Source organism: Flagellimonas sp. B-3 (assembly GCF_056857835.1).
Genome location: NZ_JBSXNW010000023.1, coordinates 90,323 through 115,903 on the forward strand (window position 1 = coordinate 90,323; position 25,581 = coordinate 115,903).

Sequence of the window (25,581 nt, forward strand, 5' to 3'; positions counted from 1 at the left end):
TCATTACTTCAAAATTAGGTTCGCTCTTTTTTCCAAATCGTCAAGGTCATTTTTTTCTTTTATTGTTTCTTTTCCTAATCGCAACACCATCTCAACATGATTGATTATCGCCTTTTTGTGACCTTCTCGTTTGGTGAAATTTTGGATGGTTATCAATGCTTCCAAAAGCCTTATAATTACCGAGGTGCTTCCTACTGAAAATTGTCTGATTTGATTAAATGCTGCATTTAATACGCCTTCAAAATCCAATACATCTGCAATAACTCTAAGATTTCCGTCTTCATCAACACGATACCTTGAAGGGAATTTGGCTTGTGCCAAGTAGCACATAGTCGCCGTTAGATTGTCAATACAGGCAATTGCGGTATATGGGTCGTTTACCCCTGGAGATAATGCCCTGGCCGCAATCTCTACCATTTGATGGATTGAAAATTCCAAATCCTGCTGGGAGGTCTTTATTTTTCCAAAAACAAATTGGTGTAGTAGCTCATCTATGGATTCTGCTTGCCAATCCATGTTTGAATAAATCACGCCAATTTCTTGGTCTTTCACTAAAAAGCTACCCGGTCTGTGTTTTAATTTAAACAAGGAATCATTATCAGTTATTATCTTTGATATTACTTCGCTGTCCAAGTATTGCAGATAACCATTTTTGGGAGATTTGATACCTGTTTGTTTTTGATAGTTGGAAATAGCAGCATCTTCATCGAAATCTTTATTGTTCTTGGGTTCATCTCCCATTTTTTCCGGGAAAAGCGTTTCTACTTGTTCCAAAATAAGGTTTGATATATCAGAAATAACCTTGTCTGCTTGAATACTTACTGCAATTTGGTGTATAAATACGATAAGCAAAGTAATATTTGCTATGGCCATTAAAATGGCAACAAGAATGGAAATGGATGGAATAAAAGTATATCCATTTCCGTCCTTTATAGCATTTAAAACCAAGAGGCAATATAGATATGTGGCAATGTATGAACCCAAAACTACTTGGTTGAGGCGTACGTACATAAAGTTTTTTATCAGTCTAGGGCCAAATTGAGAGGAGGCAAGTGTCAAAGCAACCAATGTAACTGAAAAAACTGTTCCTGCAACACCGATCATAGCACCTGAAATAGTAGATAAAATGCTTCTTGCAGAATCGGAGCTATTCACTAAAAAAAGCGAATCCAACCTTCTTGTGGGATGGTTATCATATTATCCAATGAAACTAAGCTTACTGACAATACTACTGCTAAACCAATAATTATAACAGGTACAAACCAGAACGTGGCAAGCAATTCTTTCCAGAAAAAGAGCAGTTTTTTCATTTTATTAAATAGAAGAACAGGGCTTAAATGATTTATACCGACCGATACCGAAACCAATTCGGCCCAGATAAATGAAGTTAGTATTTTTCTGATTAAAATTCCAGTTTGGATAGATGGAAGTATTTGCTGAGTTGGCAAAACACTGTTCTGGGTTTACCAAGAGTTCCCAAAATCCAAAAAAAACGCCCAAGGGGCACCTTTTCAAAAGTTCGTGGACATCACAATAGTTACAACGAGCTAACACCTTATTGAAGCCAGTTTTCTCAACGACTTATACTCGATAAAAGATGTATTATTTTCTCTTAAGTATTTTTACAATACGATTAATAGTAATTTCGGATAAATTCCACTCATATCCATTAAAATCTGTTGTGTTTATAAATTGTACGATAACTGCATCAATATCTTCATGATATTCTGCAAGGCTTTGATAGCCAGGAACCAAACCCCCATGTTTATACTCGTAAATGGATGAGTAGATTTCCTTTTCACCCTCTTCAAATACAGAACCATCGTTTAAAGCTCTTAAGAATATTCCAACATCTTCTGCTGTTGCTAACATTCCATTTTCATTCGTTTTAAAATCTTGTTCTATCCCAACATAATAACCACTCATAACATCGTCAATGCTTACTTCATTAAGAGAAAAAAATGTATTGTTTAATTCGAGTGGCAGCAAGATTTTCTCTTTGATATACTGCTCATGGCTATAGCCCAAAACCTTATCAATAATATTTCGAAGCAATAAATAATTAGTGTTTGAATATTCATAACCTTTATTAGGCTCAAAACTCGCTGGCAAATCGAGAACAAATTCAAGTGCTTTTTTTCCATTTTCTTGTTCATTTTCCCAATAGGCAGGGTTATCTGTGAAATTTGGAATACCACTTCGATGTTGTACCATCAGTTTTAAAGTGATTTTTTCTGCATTTTCAATTCTGCCTACAAGTTCTGGAAAGTATTCAGCAAGTGTATCATCTAAAGATAAATGATTGTCCTTGGCTAGTTTTGTGATGGCAACGGCGGTATACAACTTACTAATGCTTGCAATTTTAAATAATGATTTCGGGTCTGCCGGTATTTTGTTTTCTCGATTTTTCCAACCACCTGTATAAAATGCTGGTGGTTTTCCTGCTTCGTCCACATACACAATCATTCCATCAAAACCATGATTTATCGCTTCATCTACCTGTTCCTGAACCGTATTTGGCAATGGTAAAATCCAAGCCCATACCAAAACCCATGGTACGTAGAACAAAGAAATTAAAGTTCCTACTAGTAATACTATCCTAAGTATCTTTTTTTTCATAATGTTAGTTGCTTCTAATTAGCGCGAATTATATGTAAGTGCTACACGCAAAATTTCATCTATATACTAAGAATAGAAATTATAAACTTCTGAATTGTTGAATATTCTTGATGAGCTGTTCATTTCTTCAATAGGTAAAACTTGCTCAAAATTAGCTAAACATTGTTTCAATGATTTTTAGCGTACGATACCGAAACCAGTTCAGCACAGCTAAGTGAAGTTAGCAATTTTCATTTTAAAAGTTATAAACCAAAAAAAACGCCCAAAGGGCGCCTTTTCTATTCTATAATGTCACATCGAGCTGTCATCCTGAGCGCAGTCGAAGGAGCAGTCGAGATGTCATTTCGTTCACGATTAAAGTTTATCCTAAGCGCAGCCGAAAGGCTCGAACTGACAAATATTACAAATTCGGAATCACCAACACCTGATCGGGGTGGATTACGTTCGGGTCTTTTAAAATATTGGTGTTCGCATCAAAAATTTTGGTGTACTTCATCGGGTCGCCATAATAATGCTTCGCAATCTTGCTCAAGGATTCCCCGCTCTTCACCGTATGTCTGTGGTAAACGGATTCATCTTCCACAGTAATATTGGCCTTAATGTCCGATGGCTTTTCCCCACCAATTTCCTTGATCTTGTCCCACAATAGGTTTTTTTCGTATTGGGTCTTGGTCATCCCTTTTATCTTCAAGATGTCGCCTTCTACAACAACATCGCCATTTTTCACTTCCAATTTCTCACCTAGATCTAATACAGGTTGATATTTTGCTTTAACGCTCATAATTTAATTTTTTACAGTTAACAATTAGAACTTCAATATAATCAATATGCCGAAAATTTACTATTAAATAATTGTAATACTTTTTTTGCTGAAACCTTGCCTGTAGGCTTTGTATATCAAGAATTTAATTGTATTTTTGCACCCCTTTTGGCAAGGAGGCAAGAGAAAAAGGGAATTTTAGAAAATCATTATAAAAACCACTTCCGCGGTAATTGTTCAACTCTTGTAAAACGTGGAATACAAATTTTAATCAGCAGCATGGCTGAAGAAAAACAAAACGTTGAGGTAGAAGAAACTGCCGCAGCACCAGAAGTAAAAGAAACAGAACCCAAACAAGATCCTCAGGAATTTCTTGAAAATTTTGATTGGGACAAGTACGAAGAAGGAATTGAGCGCGTAGATGATACCAAGCTCAAGGAATTTGAAACACTTGTAGAGGAAAACTTTGTGGACACTGCCGATGAGGAAGTAGTGGAAGGAAAAGTAGTTCACATGACAGACCGTGAGGCGATCATTGATATCAATGCCAAGTCCGAAGGTGTAATTTCCTTGAATGAGTTCCGCTACAATCCCGACCTTAAAGTTGGTGATAAAGTTGAGGTACTTATAGATATCCGTGAAGACAAGACCGGTCAATTGGTGTTGTCTCACCGTAAAGCAAGAACCATCAAGGCGTGGGAGCGTGTTAACAACGCACACGACAAAGAAGAGATTGTTACTGGATTCGTTAAATGTCGTACCAAAGGTGGTATGATCGTGGACGTATTCGGCATCGAGGCATTCTTGCCAGGTTCCCAAATTGATGTGAAGCCTATCCGCGATTACGATCAGTACGTAGGCAAGACCATGGAGTTCAAAGTAGTGAAGATCAACCACGAGTTCAAGAACGTAGTGGTTTCCCACAAAGCTTTGATCGAAGCGGATATCGAAGAGCAGAAAAAAGAGATCATTGGCCAATTGGAAAAAGGTCAAGTATTGGAAGGTATCGTGAAGAACATTACATCTTACGGGGTATTTATCGACCTTGGAGGTGTGGATGGATTGGTTCACATTACCGACCTATCTTGGAGCAGGATCAATCACCCGAACGAAGTTGTGGACCTAGATCAGAAATTGAACGTTGTTATCCTTGATTTTGATGATAACAAGTCAAGAATCCAGTTGGGTCTTAAGCAATTGGAGAAACATCCATGGGATGCCTTGGGCGATGAGATCAAAGTTGGTGACAAAGTAAAAGGTAAAGTAGTTGTAATCGCCGATTATGGTGCATTTATCGAAGTTGCCGATGGCGTTGAAGGTTTGATCCACGTTTCAGAAATGTCGTGGAGTACGCACCTAAGATCCGCCCAAGACTTTGTAAACGTGGGAGACGAAGTTGAAGCTGTTGTATTGACCTTGGATAGGGAAGATCGTAAAATGTCGTTGGGTATTAAGCAATTAACGCCAGACCCATGGACAGATATCACTTCCAAATATCCTGTTGGATCACGTCACAAAGGAATCGTTAGAAACTTTACCAACTTTGGGGTATTCGTAGAGTTGGAAGAAGGAATCGACGGTTTGATCTATATTTCCGATCTTTCTTGGACAAAGAAAATCAAGCATCCATCCGAGTTTGTTGCCGTAGGCGATACCTTGGAGGTGGAAGTATTGGAATTGGACGTAGAAGGGCGCAAATTGAGCCTTGGACACAAACAAACCACAGAGAACCCTTGGGACAAGTACTCCGAAGAGTTTGCTGAAGGTACAGTGCACAAAGCTGCAATTGCAGAGGTTGTTGACAAAGGAGCTACCATTAACTTCAACGAGGATATCGTTGGATTTGTTCCACAGCGCCACATGGAAAAAGAAGACGGCAAGAAACTTGTAAAAGGAGAAGAAGCCGAATTCAAGATCATCGAGTTCAATAAAGATTTCAAGAGAGTGGTGGCGAGCCACACTGCAATCTTTAGAGAGCAAGAAGATAGAAATGTGAAAGCTGCTGCCAAGAAAAGAGCCGCATCATCCGATGAAGCTGCTCCGACCCTTGGAGATGCCAACTCCGCATTGCAAGCATTGAAAGACAAAATGGAAGCCGATTCCAAGAAAAAGTAATCGGACTTTTCAATGATACGAAGCCCCGCTGGAAACAGTCGGGGCTTTTTTATGTCGCGAACATTTTAAAGAATTGCTTACTTTTGTATTCAACCGAGTTGGTCGCACATAGCATATGAGTCAAAAAGTTCTGCTTACTTCAAAGGAAATCAACATCATACTGCACCGGTTGGCCTGTCAACTAATGGAAAACCATTTGGATTTTACCGATACCGCATTGATCGGTATTCAGCCCAGAGGCGTTTTTTTGGCAGAAAGGTTGGTAAAGATTCTCAAAAAAGAATACAAGATCAAACATATTGACCTTGGTTCCTTGGACATCACATTTTTTAGGGACGATTTTGGACGTGGAGAAATCCTAAAAGCCAATTCCACACAAATGGATTTTTTGGTGGAGGATAAAAAAGTGGTGTTCATTGATGATGTGCTCTATACCGGAAGAAGCATCAGGGCGGCACTAACGGCCATCCAATCCTTTGGAAGACCAAGCAACATCGAACTATTGACGTTGATAGATAGGCGTTTTAGCAGACATTTGCCCATACAACCGACATATAGAGGCAGGCAGGTGGATGCCATCAACAAAGAAAAAGTAAAGGTGATGTGGGAAGAGAACGACGGTGAGGATAAAGTATATTTAGTAAGCAAATAAAAGGGAATGAGCGAGTTAAGTGTAAACCATTTGTTGGGAATCAAATATCTGAACAAAAAGGATATATCGCTCATATTTGAAACGGCCGACCATTTTAAGGAAGTGATCAACCGTTCCATTAAAAAAGTGCCCACACTTCGTGATATTACCATAGCCAACATCTTTTTTGAGAACAGTACCCGTACAAAACTATCTTTTGAGCTGGCCGAAAAGCGACTTTCTGCCGATGTGGTCAATTTTTCCGCAGGACAATCATCCGTAAAAAAGGGGGAGACCCTCATCGATACCGTGAATAACATCCTGTCCATGAAAGTGGATATGGTAGTGATGCGGCACCCCAATCCAGGAGCGGGCATTTTCTTGTCAAAACACGTAAAGGCGGCTATCGTAAATGCTGGTGATGGTGCCCACGAGCACCCCACGCAAGCACTCTTGGATTCTTATTCCATCCGCGAAAAGTTAGGTGATGTGGGGGGTAAAAATGTGGTAATAGTTGGTGATATCCTTCACTCAAGGGTAGCGTTGTCCAATATTTTTGCCTTAAAACTACAAGGGGCCAACGTAAAAGTCTGTGGACCAAAAACACTTATTCCCAAACATATAGAATCTCTGGGAGTAGGGGTGGAGACCAACCTAAAAAAGGCCTTGGAATGGTGCGATGTGGCCAATATGCTCCGTGTTCAGAACGAACGTATGGATATCAGTTATTTCCCATCCACTCGTGAATACACGCAACAATTCGGGGTCAATAAGGGACTGTTGGACAGTTTGGACAAACAAATTGTGATCATGCACCCCGGCCCTATAAACCGCGGTGTGGAAATAACCAGTGATGTAGCGGACTCCGACCAATCCATTATTTTACATCAGGTAGAAAACGGAGTGGCAGTACGTATGGCAGTACTTTACCTATTGGCATCAAAAATTAAGTAAAAGATGATTTTCGACAAAGACGGAACAACAACGATTGTTTTTCAGGAAAAGACCACCTTAAGCGGTTTTTTGGAAAACCTCAACAAAGCATACCCAAAACTCAAGCACGACAATATTGTTGTCAACCTTTTTTCTTTCAATACCTTAAAAATTGCCGATTTATTGGAGTTTTTGGACATTTCGAACACCCACAAAGGTGCTGGCAGGTCATTTGTTTTGGTGACCGATAAGTTAAACTACGACGAGGTTCCTGAAGAGATTAGCGTGGTGCCTACCCTGCAAGAGGCCAAGGACCTTATCGAAATGGAAGAAATAGAACGGGACCTGGGTATATGAAATTGACCGTACTTGGTTGCTATGCCGCTACACCACGAACATTTACCAATCCTACTTCGCAGGTACTTGAAATAAAGAACCATCTGTTTTTGATCGATTGCGGTGAGGGAACCCAAGTGCAGTTGAGAAAATACAAGGTCAAGTTTTCCAGAATCAACCACATTTTTATATCGCATCTCCATGGGGACCATTTTTTTGGCCTTCCCGGTTTGATCTCAACCTTTAGGTTGTTGGGCAGGGACAAAGAACTGCACATTTACGGCCCCAAAGGAATCAAACAGGCCATCACCCTATTTCTAAAATTGGGTGATTCTTGGACCAATTACCCGTTGATATTCCACGAATTGGAATCCAAAGAATCCGAACTTGTTTTTGAAGATGGGAAAGTCACCGTGCGAACCGTTCCTTTAATTCACAGGGTGTATACCAATGGATTTTTGTTTCAAGAAAAGGAATCGCCAAGAACATTGAATGTTGTAGCTGCCAAAAAGTTCGGTATAGACAAGAGCCAGTTCAATAACATTAAAAAGGGCGTTGACGGTAAAGATGCCTCTGGCAACATCATTCCCAATAAGAAGCTTACGTTAGACCCGCCCGAGCCCAAAAGTTATGCTTTTTGTAGTGATACGGTCTATAACGAAGCTATTTTGCCCATTATTAAAGATGTGACAGTGCTGTATCACGAATCCACTTTTTTGGAATCCGAGGAACACCTTTGCGAAAAAACAAAACATAGCACAGCCAAGCAAGCCGCACAAATCGCCAAAAAGGCCAATGCCAAATTGCTGATATTGGGCCATTATTCCACGCGCTACAAATCCATCGAACTATTTAAAAAAGAAGCGGAGGAGGTTTTTCCAGTGGTGGATCTAGCCGACGATGGTAAGTCTTTTGAATTTTGAGTTGATTTATTGCAAAGCAACCAAAAGTTCAAATATGTATCTTATTTACAAAGCTTTATTCTATGAGCAAAGGATTTATTGGTTTCTTTATTTTTCTTCTAATAGTATCCTGTAATAAGGCGGACGAGCCAACCCAAGGCTTTGAGCCAAATCTTTTGGGTAGCTGGAGTAAAACGTACGAACAAGAACAAGGTATCATAATCAATAACTATACATTTAACGTAAATTCCACTTTTAAACGAAGAATTGAATGGTTTGGATTTAATGGGGCGCCTAAAACCGAACTTACCGAATCTTCAGAATACACAGGTACCTTTGAAGTTGAAGGAGATAGTTTGTTTTTTCGAAATTTGGAAGGCCAAGGTGGGTTTAACAGTAAATTTTGGATAAAAAACAATGTCCTTCATTTGGAATATATTACCTATCCGGCGGATGCTCCGGTTCTTACCCAAATTAAATACGAAAAAATTGATTGACGATTGAATAGGAATTCGATGTCCTTCAAATAAAAACAACTTCTTTTTGTACGTCTATCTTTGCTGACATTTGAATTTTCCCGAACTTCACGTCATGCAAAAAGACCTTGGTGATTACAGAAAAACTTACGAAAAAAGTGAGCTGACCGAAGCCTCTATAAAGGAAAACCCGTTGGAGCAATTTCAGAAGTGGTTTTATGAGGTAGAAGCTTCAGAAGGGGTGGACGAACCCAATGCCATGACGATTTCTACCATTGGATTGGATGGATTTCCGAAAAGCAGGGTGGTTTTAATGAAAAAATTCACCTTTGAGGGTTTCATTTTTTATAGCAATTACCAAAGTGAAAAGGGAAGGGCCATTGCAGCAAATCCGTCGGTTTGCCTGTCTTTTTTTTGGCCAAATATGGAACGTCAGGTCATCATAAAGGGTACCGCAGAAAAAATAGCCGAAAATCTTTCAGATGGATACTTCGAATCCCGCCCACATGGCAGTAAACTAGGTGCCATTGTTTCTGACCAAAGCAAGGTAGTTCCGTCCCGTGAATATTTGGAGGATAAGTTGAAGCAGCTCGAACAGAAATATGAAAGCAAGGAAGTGCCCAGGCCCGAGCATTGGGGAGGATATTTGGTTCGCCCCATTTCCATGGAATTTTGGCAAGGTCGCCCTAACCGATTGCACGATCGGATACGATACTCCCTCCAGGAAGATTTTGATTGGAAAATAGAGCGATTGGCCCCCTAACCTAACCCCTACAAGATGAAACAATTGATACTGATGAGACATGGGAAATCCTCATGGGATTACGATGTCTCCGACAAAGACAGACCTTTAAAACAAAGAGGAATCAATGACGCCCATTTGGTTTCCCAAACCTTTGCTTTGCATGCCCCTTCAATAGACTTTATTTATTCAAGCCCAGCCAATCGTGCTTTACATACCAGTATGATCTTTGTAAGAAATCTGGATTTTGACCTGTCCAGATTCAAGGTCAATGATATGCTTTACGATTTTTCAGGCAATAGTGTACAGCAATTTGTTCAGCATTTAGACAATAATTTGGATACCGTGGCCATCTTTGGTCACAATTATGCCTTTACCTCGCTTGCAAATACTTGGGGAGATCAGTATATTGAGAACGTTCCCACGGCTGGACTTGTACACATTACATTTGGTGTGGACGATTGGTCCAAAATATCCAAGGGAACCACAAAGCAAATGGTCTTTCCAAAACACTTGAAAAAATAGATGGTAAAAACAAAGAACGAATATATAAACCGGGAAATCAGTTGGCTTCACTTTAACGCAAGGGTACTGCAAGAAAGTAAAGATCATAGGGTGCCACTGATCGACCGATTACGGTTTTTAGGGATTTTCAGTAACAACTTGGATGAATTTTTTAAGGTACGTTATGCCACGGTAAAACGTATTGTAGATGCCGGAAAAACGGGTAAAAGTGTTTTGGGCGGAGAAAGGGCCAAGGATTTGTTGGAAGAAATCACCAAAATTGTGATCGATCAGCAGACCCGCAGCCTTGAAATTTTCCAACAAATTGACAGGGAGCTTCGTGAGGAAAATATTTTTATCATCAGGGAAACCGAAGTGAACGAAAGTCAGGCAGAGTTCATTCGGGATTATTTCTTTAAAAAGGTGAACCAGGAGTTGATGACCATTATCCTGAACGACCTTACCGAGTTTCCGCTCCTGAAGGACACCGCTGCCTATTTGGCCGTTAAGGTGGTTATGAAGAACGGTTCGGGCAAAGGAAAGCACAACAGGTATGCCTTGATAGAGATCCCGAAGGGAATCGACCGCTTTGTGGTATTGCCAAAAGAAGGGGAGAAGAACTACGTCATCATATTGGATGACTTGATCCGCTTTTGCTTGGACAGTGTGTTTACGATGTTCGAGTTCGAGTCCATTTCGGCCCACATGATCAAGATTACCCGTGATGCAGAATTGGATATAGACAACGATCTGAGCAAAAGTTTTATTGAAAAGATTTCTTCCAGTGTGGAGCACCGGAAAATCAGCGATCCCGTACGCTTTGTATATGACAAGAGCATAGACAAGGACACCCTCCAGTTCCTGAAGGAAAAAATGGATATTATGGACACCGATAGTGTGATTCCCGGTGGTCGTTACCATAACAGAAGGGATTATATGGGTTTTCCCAGTTTGGGGCGCCAAGACCTTATGTACGATAAGATAGAGCCCTTGCCCGTGAAAGGCTTGAGCATGAAAGGGAGTTTGTTGGATATGATTGCCCACAAGGATTACATGATCTACGCCCCATACCATACCTTTAGTTATGTGACCAAATTTTTAAGGGAGGCCGCAATGGATCCACAGGTACGCAGCATAAAAATCACCATATACCGATTGGCCAGCGACAGTCAGATTGCAAATGCTTTGGTCAACGCCGTTAAAAACGGAAAACAGGTAACCGTACAGATAGAGTTGCAGGCCCGATTCGATGAGCAGAACAATATTGAATACGCCAACTTTTTGCAAGATGAAGGCGTAAAATTAATCTTTGGCGTGCCCGGACTAAAAGTACACAGTAAGATTTGCCTTGTGGAGCGCGAAGAAAATGAGGGTATCAAAAGGTATGGCTTTATCAGTACCGGTAACTTTAACGAGTCCACGGCGAAAATTTATACGGATTATACACTGTTTACGGCCCATCAAGGTATCTTAAAGGATATGAACAAGGTATTCGGCTTCTTCGAGACCAATTATAAAATCAATAAATACAAACATCTTATTGTATCGCCCCATTACACCAAGTCATCTTTTATGAAGATGATCGATAAGGAAATCGCCTTTGCCAAGGCGGGGAAAGAGGCTTACATCAAAATAAAGATGAATAGCCTTACCTCTTATAAAATGGTGGATAAACTGTATGAGGCCAGTAGGGCAGGAGTTAAGATACAGATGATTGTTCGGGGAATATGCTGTCTTATTCCCGGTGTAGAGGGCATGAGCGAAAATATTGAAGCCATAAGTGTGGTGGACAAGTTTTTGGAACACCCCAGATTGTTCATTTTTGGCAATGATGGCGACCCGAAAATCTATATTTCATCCGCAGATTGGATGACGCGCAACCTGGACTTTAGGGTAGAGGTGGGCTGTCCCATTTACGACCCCGATATTAGACAGGAATTGTTGGATACTTTCGATATTTCTTGGAAAGATAACTCCAAAGCACGAGTGTTTTCCGCAAAACAGGACAATGCCTATAGAAAACGTGCCAAGGGGGAAGCCGAACTGCGATCGCAGGTTGAAATGTACAATTATTACAAAAGGAAATTGGAATCCTAACCGTGCATGGTCTCCTTTTTGCCGAGGTCTTTCATTAATTGTGCCTCGTACTCCAAGAGGGCTTCCCATTTTTGGTCCACTTCCTCTTTTTTGCCGTATTTGCGGGCAAACTTTAGGAACATGGTGTAATGGTTGGCTTCGCTGACCATAAGGTTCCGGTAAAACTCGGATAATTCTTCGTCGGCTATTTCTTCTGATAGCAATCTAAAGCGTTCGCAGCTTCTTGCCTCGATAAGGGCAGCATACAAAAGTTTGTGGACCAAGTGGGTTTCCCTGCTGCCGCCTTTTGGGAAGAATTTCATCAACTCGATAACATATTCATCCTTGCGTTCACGGCCCAAGACCCAGCCGCGCTTTACTATTTTATCGTGCACCATGTTAAAATGACCCATTTCCTCACGGGCAAGAGCGGTCATTTCCTTTACCAATTCCGACTTTTCCGGAAAACCAATAATCAACGAAATGGCAGTACTGGCTGCTTTTTGCTCGCAATACGCATGATCCGTAAGAATCTCTTCGATGTTCTTTTCAACAATGTTTACCCATCTTGGGTCAGTTGGTAATTTTAGGCCTAGCATGATGTGTATTTTTCCGCAAAGATAATCCGACAGGATTAAATAAATTCGTTGAACCCTCGTTATATTTGTAAAACCAACAGATTCTAGTCTATATCTTATGGCCAAAACCTCTAAAGATTATCTCTCCGATATTCTGCAATTAAATTTAAACGAATTAGAATTCCAATGGTTAACGGATGCTGTAGCACAAATTTCTGAAGCAAAAAGCAAAAAGGATTTGTACATGACCTACAGTCTGTGCACTTCCAAAATCCAAAATACGCCCATTGCTGATTTTGGTACTCGTGATTTTGCATGGAAAATTTATTTGGAAACACAAAGGGCATCCACCTTGGAGATTTCCAGAATTTTTATACTTTCTTCTGCCCTCGAAGCAGGGGATGAGTTTTTAAAAGCTGTACAGCAATTGATTCAGGTTGCTGATAAAACCGAATTGGAAACCTTTCTAAAATATTTGGTTTTGTTGCCAGAACCAAAGAATTTCAATTTTGCAGCCGTAGAGGCGTTAAGGACCAATATTGCTACGGTTTTTAATGCGATATCCCAATATAACCCATATCCGGCCCAATATTTTACTACGGCGGAGTGGAACCAAATGTACCTTAAGGCTGCTTTTATGCAGCAAGATTTGAAAAAGATACCCGAAATAGAGAAAATGGCCAACAAGGATTTGGCACGCATCATCTCCGATTATGCACACGAAAGATGGGCGGCATCAAGAGATGTGGACCCCATGTTTTGGAGACCTGTATCCAATTTTCTGGAAGGTAATCTAATTGATGACATAGAACGTTTGTTTAAAAGTGATACGGAAAGGGAACAAAAGGCAGCGACCTTGGTTTGTTTCCATTCAAACTCTGATGAAGCAAAAAAATTACTCAAAACCTATGATACCCACCTACAAAAAGTAGAAAAGGGTGAAATAACCTGGAAAAATTTATAAGATCATGGATGATACATTAATGATAATAGACCCGCACGTTCACATGACCTCAAGAACAACCGATGATTATGAGGCCATGGCAGCGGCTGGGGTTGTGGCTTTGATAGAGCCATCTTTTTGGTTGGGTCAGCCTAGGACTCAGGTAGGCTCATTTCAAGACTATTTTAGCAGTCTTGTGGGATGGGAGCCGTTCAGGGCATCACAGTTTGGGATAAAACACTATTGCACCATCGGGCTGAACTCAAAAGAAGCCAACAATGTGCCCTTGGCCGAAGAGGTGATGGAATTGTTGCCCCTGTATCTACACAAAGAAAATGTGGTGGCCATTGGTGAGATTGGTTACGATGACCAAACTGAGGCTGAAGACCGTTTTTTTCGGGAACAATTGGAATTGGCCAAGGCTTTTAATATGATGGTTCAGGTACATACCCCGCACAGGGATAAAAAAGCAGGAACCATCAAAAGTATGGAAGTCTGTCTGGAACATGGTATAGACCCGGGAATGGTGGTGATAGATCACAACAACGAAGAAACCGTTAAGGATGTGCTGGACCGAGGTTTTATTGCTGCATTTACCATTTACCCAAAAACAAAAATGGGCAATCAAAGAATGGTGGAAGTGGTAAAGAAGTTTGGCAGTACAAACATTATAGTAGATAGTTCCGCCGATTGGGGCGTAAGCGACCCGTTGGCTGTTCCAAAAACAGCAAATTTGATGTTGCAAAACGGAGTTTCCCGTGAAGATGTGATAAAAACGTGCTACCAAAATGCCTTGGACTTTTTTGGAAGATCCGGAAAAATGAGAGAGGAGCATTGGTTGAATCCAGAGGCTATTGACCAAAGAAAACTATTTAATGACAATAGTGTGCTTCGTGGTCAGGAGCCAAAGGTAGAGGACAACAAAATTGTTTAATGGGGCCACGTGTAAAGGCATATCTCCAACTGTGTAGGCCTCCCAATTTACCTACCGCCGCAGCCGATATTTTGGCAGGTATGTCCATATCGGGCCTATTTGCTGGAATAGGGGCATTTGCAATACCAACTGTGGATTTGTTTCCATTTTTCATGTTGATATTGGCCTCTGTGTTTTTGTATGCGGGCGGTGTGGTGCTCAACGATGTTTTTGATATTGCAATAGATAAAGTGGAGCGTCCAGAAAGGCCCATTCCCAGTGGTGTAGTTCCTTTGGGCAAAGCAAAGTCTTTTGGCTTTGGTTTGCTCTTGGTGGGAATCTACTTTGCTTTTTTGGTCAATGTCAATAGCGGTATCATTTCCATTTTTTTGGCTTTGGCCATTTTGTCCTATGATAAATTTGCAAAGCACCATGCTTTCTTTGGCCCCCTCAATATGGGAATTTGTAGGGGACTTAACCTTTTAATGGGTATATCTTTGCTGAATTCAATGGAAAACTGGCCCTATGTTTTGGTTCCCATCGTATTTATTTTTGCCGTGACCATGATCAGCAGGGGAGAGGTGCACGGAAAGAACAAGGGCAATATACTGCTAGCGGGTTTGTTGTACGTTGCAGTACTGTCGGGCGTGTTTTATTTGCATCAAGTGTATGCAAATGGCGACCTTTGGTATCTATTCTTTTTGGGGCTTTTTGCTTTTATGGTTTTTAAACCTTTGATCAAGGCATATCAAAATAATACACCAGAAAATATAAAGAAGGCTGTAAAGTCTGGTGTGCTGTCCATAATTTTGTTGGATACCGCTATGGCGGTTGCACACGCCAATTTAATTATAGGAGTATTGATGCTCTTACTGTTACCATTATCCTTGTATTTGGCCAAACAATTTGCAGTTACCTAGCTTATGAATAAAATTACGCTACCTACGATTCGACAAGAGTTTCAAGTAAGGTATACATATCAATTGCTTTTTACCCAGCATTTATTTGCGGTAGGGAATCCGTTGTTCAAAAATGTGTTGGCCGACTATCGCCCAAACCATGCTATCAAATGTCTTTTCGTGGTAGATCAAGGAGTGTTGGACCATCATCCGAATCTAGGAAAGGAAATCGAAGAATATTGCAACCACTTCAAGAATCAAATCCAATTTACTGATCTTATCGCCGTTCCAGGTGGGGAACAGTGCAAAAAAGACCAATCCAGTGTTAACAAATGTCTTGAAGCCATCAATAATAATGCTATTTGTCGACATTCATTTGTAGTGGTCATTGGAGGTGGGGCAGTGGTTGATATGGTGGGTTATGCCGCCACTATTGCTCACAGAGGTGTGAAGCTTATCCGAATCCCAACCACGGTATTGGCTCAAAATGATGCTGCGGTAGGTGTGAAGAACAGTGTAAATGCTTTTGATAAGAAAAACTTTCTGGGCACCTTTTCAGTTCCCTACGCTATCATCAACGACTTGGAATTCTTAAAAACCTTGGAACAAAGAGATTGGATAGCAGGAATAGCAGAAGCAATCAAAGTTGCCTTGATCAAGGACAAAAAATTCTTTGAATACATCGAATCCAATGCAGAAGCACTCGCCAACCGGGAAATGGAGCCCATGGCCTATCTGATTCACCGTTGCGCAGAATTGCACATGGAGCACATTGCCGAGGGTGGAGACCCCTTTGAAAGTGGTTCTTCCAGACCTTTGGATTTTGGGCATTGGTCCGCCCACAAGTTGGAATATATGACAGGGTACAGCCTCAGACACGGTGAAGCCGTGGCGATAGGTATGGCCATTGATATGGTCTACGCCAGTTTGGTCGGTGTGTTGCAAGATGATTTGGAGCGAGTGCTATCGGTCATGAAAAAAGTAGGTTTTAACTTGGAGGTTCCTTTTGAAAAAGAGGATGAAATTAAAGAGCTCCTCAACGGGATTGAAGAGTTCCGGGAGCATTTGGGAGGCGAACTCACCATTCCCTTAATTCCCAATATAGGGGCCAAAACCGATGTCCACAGTATCGATTATGAATTAATGGAAAAAGCAGTGCGAAGCTTTATGTACAAACCGCAAAACTCTTTATGAGGATCAAGGACAAATATCACCTGACCTATTGCACCAATATCCACGCAGGTGGAGATTGGGAAGAAACCTTTACCAGCCTAAAGCAACATTTACCAAAAATTAAGAAATCCGTTTCTCCAAACAAGGCGTTTGGTTTGGGGCTTCGATTGGGCAACACGGCCAGTTTGGAACTGGACAATGGGCAGCTTCAGGGCTTCAAAGATTGGCTATCCGAAAATGACTGTTACGTTTTTACGATGAATGGATTTCCCTACGGGAATTTCCATGGAGAACCTGTAAAAGACCAGGTTCACGTACCTGATTGGACCACACATGAGCGGTTGACGTATACCTTACGATTGTTCAAACAATTGGACTTTTTGGCATCGGAAGGCATGGAATGTGGTATTTCTACATCCCCGGTTTCTTACAAGCATTGGTTTGATGGTGAATCTGAAAAGCAACAGGCCTTTGCCAAAGGAGCTGAAAATATGGTCAAGGTTGCGCTTGAATTGTACCAAATTGAAAAGACAACGGGCAGATACATGCATTTGGATGTGGAGCCGGAACCTGACGGGTTTTTGGAGAATACCCAAGAAGTACTGGATTATTTTGACACATATCTGATTCCCGAAGCCATCAAAGCTTTTAAGTCACTCCAACTCCATGAGGATGAGGTTGAAAAGTTGCTCAAGCGGTATATTACGGTATGTTATGATGTGTGTCATTTCGCATTGGCATACGAAGCTCCAAATTTAACCTTTGAAAAGTTTAAGGCGGCCAACATTTATGTAGGTAAGATTCAAGTGAGTGCAGCCCTCAAAATAATGTATGACAGCGATAAGGAAGAGGAGTTGTGGAACACCTTGGCCCAATTCAACGAGCCCGTGTATTTGCATCAGGTTACGGAAATGGTGGATGGAAAAGTGAAAACATATAACGATCTGCCGATTGTTTTGGAAAAAAAGGCATCTTTTAAAGAGTTGCGCTCCCATTTTCACGTGCCCATATTTTTAAGGGATTATGGGTTGCTTCAATCCACACAAGACCAGATTGTAAAGGTGTTGGATTATTTGGAGGACAATTTTGTGAGCAATCATATTGAGGTGGAAACCTATACGTGGGATGTTTTGCCCAATGAACTAAAGGTGCCAATTACAGAGTCTATTGCACGGGAATTGGACTGGATGAAATCAAGATTAAAATGAAGAAGACCGTTGTAATCAACATAGTTGGACTTACCAATAGATTGATAGGTGAGCACACCCCATTTATAAAAACTTTTCTGGAAAAAGGAAAGGGCAGCGTGATTAAACCAGTTTTACCTGCTGTTACCTGTTCGGCCCAAAGCACCTATCTTACAGGCAAGTGGCCAACAGAACATGGAATTGTGGGCAATGGATGGTTCTTCAAGGAAGAGTTGGAGGTAAAGTTTTGGCGGCAGGGAAATCCTTTGGTGCAGTCCAATAAAATTTGGGATGAACTAAAAACATTAAATCCAGACTTCACCTGTGCCAATATGTTCTGGTGGTACAATATGTACAGCACTGTGGATTTTAGTGCCACACCACGCCCCAATTATTTGGCGGACGGTAGAAAGATTCCAGACATTTATACCTATCCGGCTGAGTTAAGGGATAAGCTTCAGGCGAAATTGGGAACGTTTCCGTTGTTCAAATTCTGGGGCCCCAAAACATCCATAGCATCCAGTAGGTGGATTGCCGATGCCACGATGGAAATGGATAGGGAAAGCAATCCGACCTTGACTTTGGTCTATTTGCCCCACTTGGATTATAACACCCAACGCCATGGACTGAATTTCGATGTTCTGCAGAAGGATTTAAAGGAAATTGATGCGGTGGTCAAGGATTTGGTGGAATATTACGAGGGACAATCGGCCAATATTGTTTTGTTGTCCGAGTATGGCATCACCAACGTGTCCAACCCTATCCACATTAACCGACACTTACGAAAAGAAGGGTATTTGGGTATTAGAGTAGAGCGAGGCTTGGAACTTTTGGATGCAGGCGCAAGCAAAGCTTTTGCGGTTGCCGACCATCAAATAGCGCATGTTTATGCAAAAGATTCCGTTGACCACGACAAACTTTATGAATACTTAAAAACAATTCCGGGGGTGGAAGAGGTTATTCCGAAGAGCGAAAGGGAAAATCATCACATAGATCACGAGCGAGCGGGCGATTTTGTGCTTGTGGCGGACAAGGATAGCTGGTTCACCTATTATTTTTGGGAAGATGATACCGTGGCACCCGATTATGCCAGAATGGTGGACATACACAAAAAACCGGGTTACGACCCCGTTGAAATGTTTACCGACCCCGCGGATAAACTCGTTATGTTTAAAGTGCTATGGAAGCTCCTAAAAAAGAAGCTGGGCTTTAGAACTGTAATGGATGTGATTCCTTTAAAGGCTGAATTGGTGAAAGGATCCCACGGAAGAATTCCGGAAGATAGGGAGGATTGGCCCATTCTAGTTACCAATAGCGGGAGCAATCTGCCAAAACAAGAATTGCTTGCAACGGAAGTTTACGAAGTGCTAAAAAATCATCTAATTAAATAAATATGGAAACTTTTTTCAAGATTTTCGCGGTAGTTTTCACGCTCTTGTTCGGCTATGCCATAGCAGTACAGTTCAATGATCCAGATGCTATAAAATGGATGCTGATTTATTTGGCTGCTGCGGTGGCATCAATACTTTTTCTATTGAAGAAGCTTAAGCCTGTCATCTATTTTTTGCTTACGATTTTCTTTTTGGTGCTGTTCTTTATGTATTGGCCAGAAACCTATGAAGGTGTTCGGTTGGACCAAGGAATGAAAACCGTAAATATTGAAGAGGGAAGGGAATCATTAGGCTCTTTGATTGCCGCGGTAGTGATGTTGGTGTATGGATTGAGAACGCGGTTTATGAATAAATCAAAAGTCTAGATCAAACTCTTTTCTGAGCAAATCCAAATTTGGGTTTTTCTCTCTTAGTTTTTCATACTTCTCTTCAGGGGTAAAGGCAAACTTTTTGGCTACCTCCTCATTCACGGTAATGTAAAGAGAAATGGAGTAGTTGTTCAATTTTTGTTTCAGGTAATCCAGCATCAAACTTTGTTCTCGCTCTATTTCCTTCTTCATTGTGCCATTGGGAAGCTCTATCCAAATGGTATTCTCGTTTTTGAGTTTTGGCACATCACTTTGTAGATTGCTCGCCAATATTTTTCGGCCCTGCTTTTCCAGTTGATGTACAAAATCATCCCAATGTTGTTGCATCTCTTTTTCTTCAAAAGCGTCTTTGGGCAGGTCCTTTTCGTCTATGCCCGGCGATTTTGAGTTCTCGTGCGCTTTTTTAACCTTAATGCTCGATAACGAAAGTCCGGAAACCCGCTTTTCTGAAGTCTTGATTTCGATTTTTTTAGGGCGATAGGGTTCCTTGGGTTCGCTTAGCTGTTCCTTTACCGCTTTTTTTGGTTCAGGAGCATTATTTGGAGTGGGTTGCTCGGTTGCTCGGTTATCTTCATTTGGTGGGGTAGGAGAGCCATTACTTTGAGGTGGCTTTGTACCGTTGGATATATTTGTTTTTCCTGCAAAATAGGAAGCAGGAATTATAAAATCAGCGTTTTTTTTTTCTCCATCGAAAGTGATGGAGGCTAATTTCATGAGGGTGAGCTCGACGAGCAGTCGCTGGTTTTTACTGGATTTGTATTGTAGGTCACAATCGTTCGCCAGATCTATGGCTTTTAATAGAAATTGTTTTGAGGCCTTTTTGGACTGTTCCTGATATTGTTGCGTTACATCTTCACCTACTTCCAACAGGTTTAAGGTATCGGGGTGCTGACAAACCATCAAATCCCTAAAGTGCGAAGCCAATCCAGTAATAAAATGGTGGCCATCAAACCCAAGTGACAGGGTTTTGTTGAAAAGTACCAGAAGTTCCGGAATATTGTTCTCCAGAATCAAATCCGTGGCCGAGAAATAGATATCGTAATCGAGAACATTGAGGTTTTCCGTTACGGCCTTTCTCGTCAATTCTTTACCAGAAAAACTGACTACACGGTCAAAAATGGACAATGCATCCCTCATGGCACCATCGGCTTTTTGGGCTATGATATGCAAAGCGCTCTCTTCAGCCTCAATACCTTGTTGCTCTGCTATATGTTTTAGGTATTCCGAGGCATCCTTTACCGTGATGCGCTTAAAATCAAAAATTTGGCATCGGGATAGAATGGTCGGGATTATTTTGTGCTTTTCCGTTGTGGCCAAAATAAATATGGCGTGCTTTGGGGGTTCTTCCAAGGTCTTCAAAAATGCATTGAAGGCCGATTGGGAGAGCATATGGACCTCATCAATAATATAAACCTTATATTTTCCGGTCTGTGGTGGTATGCGTACTTGGTCTATCAAACTGCGAATGTCGTCCACAGAGTTATTGGAGGCGGCATCCAATTCAAAGATATTGAAAGCAAAATCCTCATCTTCCCTTTCAGTGCCATCTTGGTTTATTTTTTTGGCCAAAATACGGGCACAAGTGGTCTTCCCAACACCTCTTGGACCGCAGAATAACAAGGCTTGTGCCAAGTGGTTGTGTTCAATGGCATTCATCAAAGTATTGGTAATGGACGATTGGCCCACGACATCTTTGAAGGTTTGGGGTCTATATTTTCTAGCTGATACTATAAATGGTTCCAATGCTGGGAAAATAGAATTACTACAAATATAAAAATAGCATTGGGCAAAGTTGACTTGAAACGCACAGTTCCCCCGTTTTTTATTAACAATTGGATTACCTTTGTAGTAGCAGGCCACCTTATCGCTGCAAGTATGGGCAACCTTACTTGAAGAGGAAAGTCCGGACACCATAGTGCGACATAGCGGGTAACGCCCGTCCGCCGTGAGGCGAGGACCAGTGCAACAGAAAGCAAGTACAGTTCGGCTGTAGTGAAATCGGCAAACTCTATGCGGTGAAACGTCATGTAAACCAATGTTTGAGGGCTGCACGCCCGAGTTGGAGGGTAGGCGGTTGGAACACTTGGGCAACCATTTGTCTAGATAAATGATAAGGAGTTCCCCAAATTAATTGGGGATGCACAGAATCCGGCTTATGGCCTGCTTTTAATATCTAGTTAAAGGTAAAAACCCTGCCTTTACCAGCAGGTATGCACTTTAGTGCAAGACTTCAGTTTCTATAAACATTTTAGTGCTCAGGGTTATTGAGTTACTGACTACTGGGGCATTGAAGAGGAATTTCTAAATAGGTAGTAATCAAATAACTCAGTAACCGTTTGCAATTTCGTTGCCTTTCTAAACCTATATACTTCAATTATACAGTGTTTTATGCTACTTCAAAAAAGCTGAAGATACTGCCCCCATATTTTCGCTGCTCCGAAAATTTGGGATGTTCGGATAGATTGGTTTGGTCGGAATGTTCAATGATTAAAAGTCCATCATCCAGCAATAACCCTTGTTCAAAAACCAGATTGGCAATGTTCAAAAATTGTTTGGTATCAAAATCATAAGGTGGGTCTGCAAAAATGAGGTCGAACTTTTCCGGTGTTTTTTGCAAAAACTTGAACACGTCGGATTTCACCGTGTTGATGGTAAAATCCAGTTCCTGTGCCGTTTTGGAGATGTAACGTACACAAGCTTGGTGATCATCTACCGCTGTAATCTTTTCCGTGCCCCTCGAAGCAAACTCAAAACTAATATTCCCTGTTCCTGAAAATAGGTCCAGCACTTTGAGCTCGTCAAAATAAAAGCGATTGTTCAAGATGTTGAACAAGGCTTCCTTGGCCATGTCCGTTGTGGGACGAACAGGTAACTTTTTGGGGGCAGTCAATCTTTTGCCCTTGTATTTTCCTGAAATAATACGCATTAAAGGGAGCTTAAAATGGAAAAGTCTATGCTTTCGTTTTCCAATTGGTCCATAGGGAAGGAAGGATTGCTGGGCGCAAAAACGGAAACGTTTTTAATGTATTGGTAGCAGAGGTCGTAGATAGGGTCGCCTTCTTCTATAGCTCCGAAGAGTTTAAGTTGAATTTTTTCCAAATCCATTTGTAATTGCTCCAAGCTGAACAACAGATAGTAAAGGAAATCTTCTTTGTTCTTGTACTCGAACTGGTTGTAGAAGAGCAATTTTTTATCGGACATCACCATCATTTCCATCTCGCGTTCGGATACCTGCACATAGCAAACCGGTTCCGAAGTAGTTCTGTTTTGGTTCAACAAAGTGTTGATGAGAACGGTACCGCTATGCTTAAATTCAAACTCCCCAAAAAGCTCAAAAATATAGTTGTTTACATTGGTGTAGGGAATGTAAACGTTCATAATTTCTTGGTTGGGAACCTCATCGTATGCAATAAGGTCGTTTGCCATGATCTTGGCGTTGAATTTTAGGTAGTTGGGCAGCTCTTCTTTGTTAAAAAGCGGCTTTGGCACCAAACCGAACATATTGTTTTTGTGGATAACCATAACCTCGGAAAAGTTCCTCCCTATTTCTCCCTGCTTACTGAGCTTTTCTTTTAACTCCTTTAGCATCAGGTAGGGGGTGAGCTGTGTTTGGAAATTCACCCTTTCAAAGGCTAAGATTTTATTGGTAATGGTATCCAGTGCACAAAAAGAAAGTCCATTCAAGCCAGCTTGAATGGACAGTTTTCTATGGGCGCTATTTGTATCGTTCGGTACTATAGCTAATTTATCTTTTTCCTATCGTATATAGGTGGCCAGTTTCCATTGGTACTAACATCGGTCAAGGAACCAACCTTTATTTCCGAACCATTAACTTCTTCAACACTCTGGTAAGAGTTTTCCTTTTCCACCAAGTCTTCTGGCTGATCGTAAAGCACAACATTTTTCTTGACCTTGGCTTCGAATACTGGGGCTTTATAACCACTTTTGTCGATAATGTCGGCCTTCATTTCAAACTTTTCATCGTTCTGGGCGTAGGGAACGTTCATCATTGTTTTGTAACGGTCATCTGCCCCAAAAAGGGAATCTTTTACCTTAACAGTACCCAAAGTGTCAATGATAATGGTGTCCTGTTGCATTTCAATTTGATATACCCTGTCGTACCTCATAAAAGAGGAGTCGCGCTGTGTGGTAATGGTATAGTTGCCGGTGTCTATGAACTTGATCAAGCTTTCAAAATCATTGGCATACTTTCCGTTTACAGTTTTATAAGCTTCTTGCGAGTCTCTAATGTCCTTTAACTTGTTGATTACTTTGGTGAATCTTTCATTTCTCACCTTGTTAAACTCAATAGGAGCGTTTATGGAATGATATATTTTATAGCCAAGGTAAATGCTCAGGATTCCAAATAGAATTATTAAAACGGGCTTTACTTTTTGAGGTAAAAATCTATCAATAACGAAAACAAGCCCTATGGTCACAAGGCATATTAATACAACAATAAGAATTAAGTTTAACATATCTGATACTGTCTTTCAAAGTTAATTTAGTGGTTACAGACAAATCTACAATATTTTTTTTATTGGGAAACTTTTTGCTTTAAAAAAGACCACTATATTTAGCACTCATGAAGGATTTTGACGCACCCACTTTTTTAAAGGTTTTAACTGAAAAATTTCCGCACGCACCTACCCAAAAACAAGGTCTTGCACTTAATAAGCTGGCTAACTTTGTTTTAGAGGGCAAAAAGGACAATGTGTTCCTGTTGAAGGGATTCGCTGGAACGGGAAAAACGACATTGGTGGCCACATTGGTGAGCAGTCTTTGGAAAGTTAAAATGAGTTCGGTTTTGATGGCTCCTACGGGCAGGGCGGCAAAAGTTATGTCCGTTTACTCCGGAAATAAAGCCTTTACCATACACAAAAAGATATATTTTCCGAAGAAGCAATCGGGTGGGGGAATCCAATTTGTTCTGGCCCCTAACAAACACCGGAACACCGTTTTTATAGTGGACGAAGCATCCATGATTCCGGATACGCCCGCAGATTCCAAACTGTTCGAAAATGGTTCGCTTTTGGATGACCTTATGTATTATGTACACTCTGGGCATAACTGTAAATTGATATTGATCGGGGATACCGCCCAATTACCGCCCGTAAAATTGGAGTTGAGTCCTGCGCTTGATGAAAACCGCCTATCCTTAAATTATGATAAGGAAGTGGAATGCTTGGAACTGGACGAGGTAATGCGGCAATCGGATGATTCGGGCATCCTTTACAATGCGACCAATCTTCGGGAGCAATTGCAATCCGAGTTTTTTGAGGACTTTAAATTTGATTTGGCCCATTACAAGGACATTGTCCGTTTAATTGATGGCAACGAAATACAAGAAGCCATCGATTCATCCTATGGTGAAAATGGAAAGGAACAGACGGCCATAATTGTACGCTCGAACAAAAGGGCCAATCTGTACAATCAGAATATTCGTGAACGCATTCTCTTTTTGGATAATGAAATTTCGGTCGGGGATTACATGATGGTCGTAAAGAACAATTACTTCTGGCTAAAACCCAATTCCGAAGCCGGTTTTATAGCCAATGGAGACATTATAGAGGTGCTGGAACTCTTTGCCATCAAAGAATTGTATGGGTTTAAGTTTGCGGAGGTAAAGGTGAAAATGGTTGATTATCCCAACCAGAAACCTTTTGAAACTGTTCTTTTGTTGGATACGATTACCGCGGTGACGCCTTCCCTCTCTTATGAAGATGGAAACAAACTCTACCAAGAGGTAATGAAGGACTACGCACACGAAAAATCCAAATACCGAAAGTTTTTAGGGGTGAAGAACAACAGGTTCTTTAACGCACTGCAAGTCAAGTTTTCCTATGCGATTACTTGCCACAAATCGCAAGGGGGGCAATGGGATACCGTTTTTGTGGAGCAACCCTATCTGCCCAATGGAGTGGACAAGGATTATTTGAGATGGCTTTACACTGCTGTTACAAGGGCAGAACGACAACTCTACTTGATAGGTTTCAAGGATGATTTTTTTCTTGACTAGGAAAAACCTATTTTAG

Annotated in this window: 25 protein-coding genes and 1 other RNA gene; 18 read left to right on the top strand and 8 right to left on the bottom strand. The window is 41.1% G+C overall.

What is annotated here, in order from left to right:
* Positions 1-3: 3 nt before the first annotated feature.
* The 3 genes from AC13CS_RS12175 to AC13CS_RS12185 form a co-directional block, all read right to left on the bottom strand.
* Positions 4-1,104: a DUF2254 domain-containing protein gene (locus AC13CS_RS12175; protein ID WP_482888815.1), complete on the bottom strand. Its 1,101-nt coding sequence runs from the start codon at positions 1,102-1,104 to the stop codon at positions 4-6.
* Positions 1,105-1,602: 498 nt separating this feature from the next.
* On the bottom strand, positions 1,603-2,619 hold the full coding sequence (locus tag AC13CS_RS12180; RefSeq protein WP_293164976.1) for a serine hydrolase domain-containing protein: 1,017 nt from the start codon (positions 2,617-2,619) through the stop codon (positions 1,603-1,605).
* A gap of 400 nt (positions 2,620-3,019) precedes the next feature.
* Complete coding sequence (locus AC13CS_RS12185; RefSeq protein ID WP_482888816.1) at positions 3,020-3,400, bottom strand: LysM peptidoglycan-binding domain-containing protein; 381 nt, start codon at positions 3,398-3,400, stop codon at positions 3,020-3,022.
* A 258-nt stretch (positions 3,401-3,658) separates the two neighbouring features.
* Here AC13CS_RS12185 and rpsA point away from each other — a divergent pair, with 258 nt between their 5' ends.
* The 9 genes from rpsA (at position 3,659) to ppk1 (ending at position 12,115) form a co-directional block, all read left to right on the top strand.
* Positions 3,659-5,494 (top strand): 30S ribosomal protein S1, encoded by a 1,836-nt coding sequence (gene rpsA, locus AC13CS_RS12190; RefSeq protein ID WP_293164970.1) that lies wholly within the window; start codon positions 3,659-3,661, stop codon positions 5,492-5,494.
* 115 nt (positions 5,495-5,609) lie between these two features.
* Complete coding sequence (gene pyrR / locus AC13CS_RS12195; RefSeq protein ID WP_293164967.1) at positions 5,610-6,146, top strand: bifunctional pyr operon transcriptional regulator/uracil phosphoribosyltransferase PyrR; 537 nt, start codon at positions 5,610-5,612, stop codon at positions 6,144-6,146.
* 6 nt (positions 6,147-6,152) lie between these two features.
* A complete protein-coding gene (locus AC13CS_RS12200; RefSeq protein WP_293164964.1) occupies positions 6,153-7,079 on the top strand; it encodes an aspartate carbamoyltransferase catalytic subunit in 927 nt (308 codons plus the stop codon).
* A gap of 3 nt (positions 7,080-7,082) precedes the next feature.
* Positions 7,083-7,415, top strand: coding sequence for a ribonuclease Z (locus AC13CS_RS12205; RefSeq protein WP_293164961.1), 333 nt, complete (start codon positions 7,083-7,085; stop codon positions 7,413-7,415).
* Positions 7,412-8,317, top strand: a complete 906-nt coding sequence (locus tag AC13CS_RS12210; protein ID WP_293164959.1) for a ribonuclease Z — start codon at positions 7,412-7,414, stop codon at positions 8,315-8,317. Before AC13CS_RS12205 ends, AC13CS_RS12210 begins: the two co-directional genes overlap by 4 nt.
* 62 nt (positions 8,318-8,379) lie before the next feature.
* On the top strand, positions 8,380-8,793 hold the full coding sequence (locus AC13CS_RS12215; protein WP_293164956.1) for a hypothetical protein: 414 nt from the start codon (positions 8,380-8,382) through the stop codon (positions 8,791-8,793).
* A 94-nt stretch (positions 8,794-8,887) separates the two neighbouring features.
* The gene (gene pdxH, locus AC13CS_RS12220; RefSeq protein WP_293164953.1) at positions 8,888-9,535 is read left to right on the top strand and encodes a pyridoxamine 5'-phosphate oxidase; all 648 of its coding nucleotides are present in this window, start codon (positions 8,888-8,890) and stop codon (positions 9,533-9,535) included.
* A gap of 15 nt (positions 9,536-9,550) precedes the next feature.
* Complete coding sequence (locus AC13CS_RS12225; RefSeq protein ID WP_293164950.1) at positions 9,551-10,039, top strand: histidine phosphatase family protein; 489 nt, start codon at positions 9,551-9,553, stop codon at positions 10,037-10,039.
* Positions 10,040-12,115, top strand: coding sequence for a polyphosphate kinase 1 (ppk1, locus tag AC13CS_RS12230; RefSeq protein WP_293164947.1), 2,076 nt, complete (start codon positions 10,040-10,042; stop codon positions 12,113-12,115).
* On the opposite strand, the gene AC13CS_RS12235 is transcribed toward ppk1, so the two are convergent.
* Positions 12,112-12,693 (bottom strand): tRNA-(ms[2]io[6]A)-hydroxylase, encoded by a 582-nt coding sequence (locus tag AC13CS_RS12235; RefSeq protein WP_293164944.1) that lies wholly within the window; start codon positions 12,691-12,693, stop codon positions 12,112-12,114. The two genes, ppk1 and AC13CS_RS12235, sit on opposite strands and share 4 nt — an antisense overlap.
* Before the next feature lie 97 nt (positions 12,694-12,790).
* Between AC13CS_RS12235 and AC13CS_RS12240 the strand changes: the two genes are divergently transcribed.
* Genes AC13CS_RS12240 through AC13CS_RS12270 form a run of 7 tightly spaced genes read left to right on the top strand, consistent with a single transcriptional unit; the run spans position 12,791 to position 19,543 of the window.
* Positions 12,791-13,636, top strand: a complete 846-nt coding sequence (locus tag AC13CS_RS12240) for an EboA domain-containing protein (protein WP_293164942.1) — start codon at positions 12,791-12,793, stop codon at positions 13,634-13,636.
* 4 nt (positions 13,637-13,640) lie between these two features.
* Positions 13,641-14,549, top strand: coding sequence for a TatD family hydrolase (locus AC13CS_RS12245; RefSeq protein WP_293164940.1), 909 nt, complete (start codon positions 13,641-13,643; stop codon positions 14,547-14,549).
* Positions 14,549-15,448 carry a UbiA-like protein EboC gene (eboC, locus tag AC13CS_RS12250; protein WP_293164937.1) on the top strand — a complete coding sequence of 300 codons (900 nt, stop codon included), beginning with the start codon at positions 14,549-14,551 and terminating at the stop codon, positions 15,446-15,448. Before AC13CS_RS12245 ends, eboC begins: the two co-directional genes overlap by 1 nt.
* A 3-nt stretch (positions 15,449-15,451) precedes the next feature.
* Entirely contained in the window at positions 15,452-16,621 is a 1,170-nt protein-coding gene (locus tag AC13CS_RS12255; protein ID WP_293164934.1) for a 3-dehydroquinate synthase, read from the top strand.
* The gene (gene eboE / locus AC13CS_RS12260) at positions 16,618-17,808 is read left to right on the top strand and encodes a metabolite traffic protein EboE (protein ID WP_293164932.1); all 1,191 of its coding nucleotides are present in this window, start codon (positions 16,618-16,620) and stop codon (positions 17,806-17,808) included. The genes AC13CS_RS12255 and eboE overlap by 4 nt, the downstream gene beginning before the upstream one ends.
* Positions 17,805-19,178, top strand: coding sequence for an alkaline phosphatase family protein (locus tag AC13CS_RS12265; RefSeq protein WP_293164929.1), 1,374 nt, complete (start codon positions 17,805-17,807; stop codon positions 19,176-19,178). Before eboE ends, AC13CS_RS12265 begins: the two co-directional genes overlap by 4 nt.
* Before the next feature lie 2 nt (positions 19,179-19,180).
* Positions 19,181-19,543 (top strand): transmembrane 220 family protein, encoded by a 363-nt coding sequence (locus tag AC13CS_RS12270; RefSeq protein WP_163625543.1) that lies wholly within the window; start codon positions 19,181-19,183, stop codon positions 19,541-19,543.
* Here AC13CS_RS12270 and AC13CS_RS12275 read toward each other — a convergent pair.
* Complete coding sequence (locus AC13CS_RS12275; RefSeq protein ID WP_293164925.1) at positions 19,532-21,289, bottom strand: DNA polymerase III subunit gamma/tau; 1,758 nt, start codon at positions 21,287-21,289, stop codon at positions 19,532-19,534. The two genes, AC13CS_RS12270 and AC13CS_RS12275, sit on opposite strands and share 12 nt — an antisense overlap.
* A gap of 105 nt (positions 21,290-21,394) precedes the next feature.
* Here AC13CS_RS12275 and rnpB point away from each other — a divergent pair.
* Positions 21,395-21,717, top strand: an RNA gene (gene rnpB, locus AC13CS_RS12280) — RNase P RNA component class A.
* Positions 21,718-21,932: 215 nt separating this feature from the next.
* Here the strand turns inward: rnpB and rsmD are convergent.
* The 3 genes from rsmD to AC13CS_RS12295 are packed head-to-tail and all read right to left on the bottom strand — an operon-like array spanning position 21,933 to position 24,024.
* Positions 21,933-22,472: a 16S rRNA (guanine(966)-N(2))-methyltransferase RsmD gene (rsmD, locus tag AC13CS_RS12285; RefSeq protein ID WP_293164922.1), complete on the bottom strand. Its 540-nt coding sequence runs from the start codon at positions 22,470-22,472 to the stop codon at positions 21,933-21,935.
* On the bottom strand, positions 22,472-23,230 hold the full coding sequence (locus tag AC13CS_RS12290) for a DUF3822 family protein (protein ID WP_293164919.1): 759 nt from the start codon (positions 23,228-23,230) through the stop codon (positions 22,472-22,474). Before AC13CS_RS12290 ends, rsmD begins: the two co-directional genes overlap by 1 nt.
* Before the next feature lie 56 nt (positions 23,231-23,286).
* Positions 23,287-24,024 (bottom strand): hypothetical protein, encoded by a 738-nt coding sequence (locus tag AC13CS_RS12295; RefSeq protein ID WP_293164917.1) that lies wholly within the window; start codon positions 24,022-24,024, stop codon positions 23,287-23,289.
* A gap of 107 nt (positions 24,025-24,131) precedes the next feature.
* On the opposite strand from AC13CS_RS12295, the gene AC13CS_RS12300 reads away from it, so the two are divergent.
* On the top strand, positions 24,132-25,565 hold the full coding sequence (locus tag AC13CS_RS12300; protein WP_293164914.1) for an ATP-binding domain-containing protein: 1,434 nt from the start codon (positions 24,132-24,134) through the stop codon (positions 25,563-25,565).
* Positions 25,566-25,581: the final 16 nt, after the last annotated feature.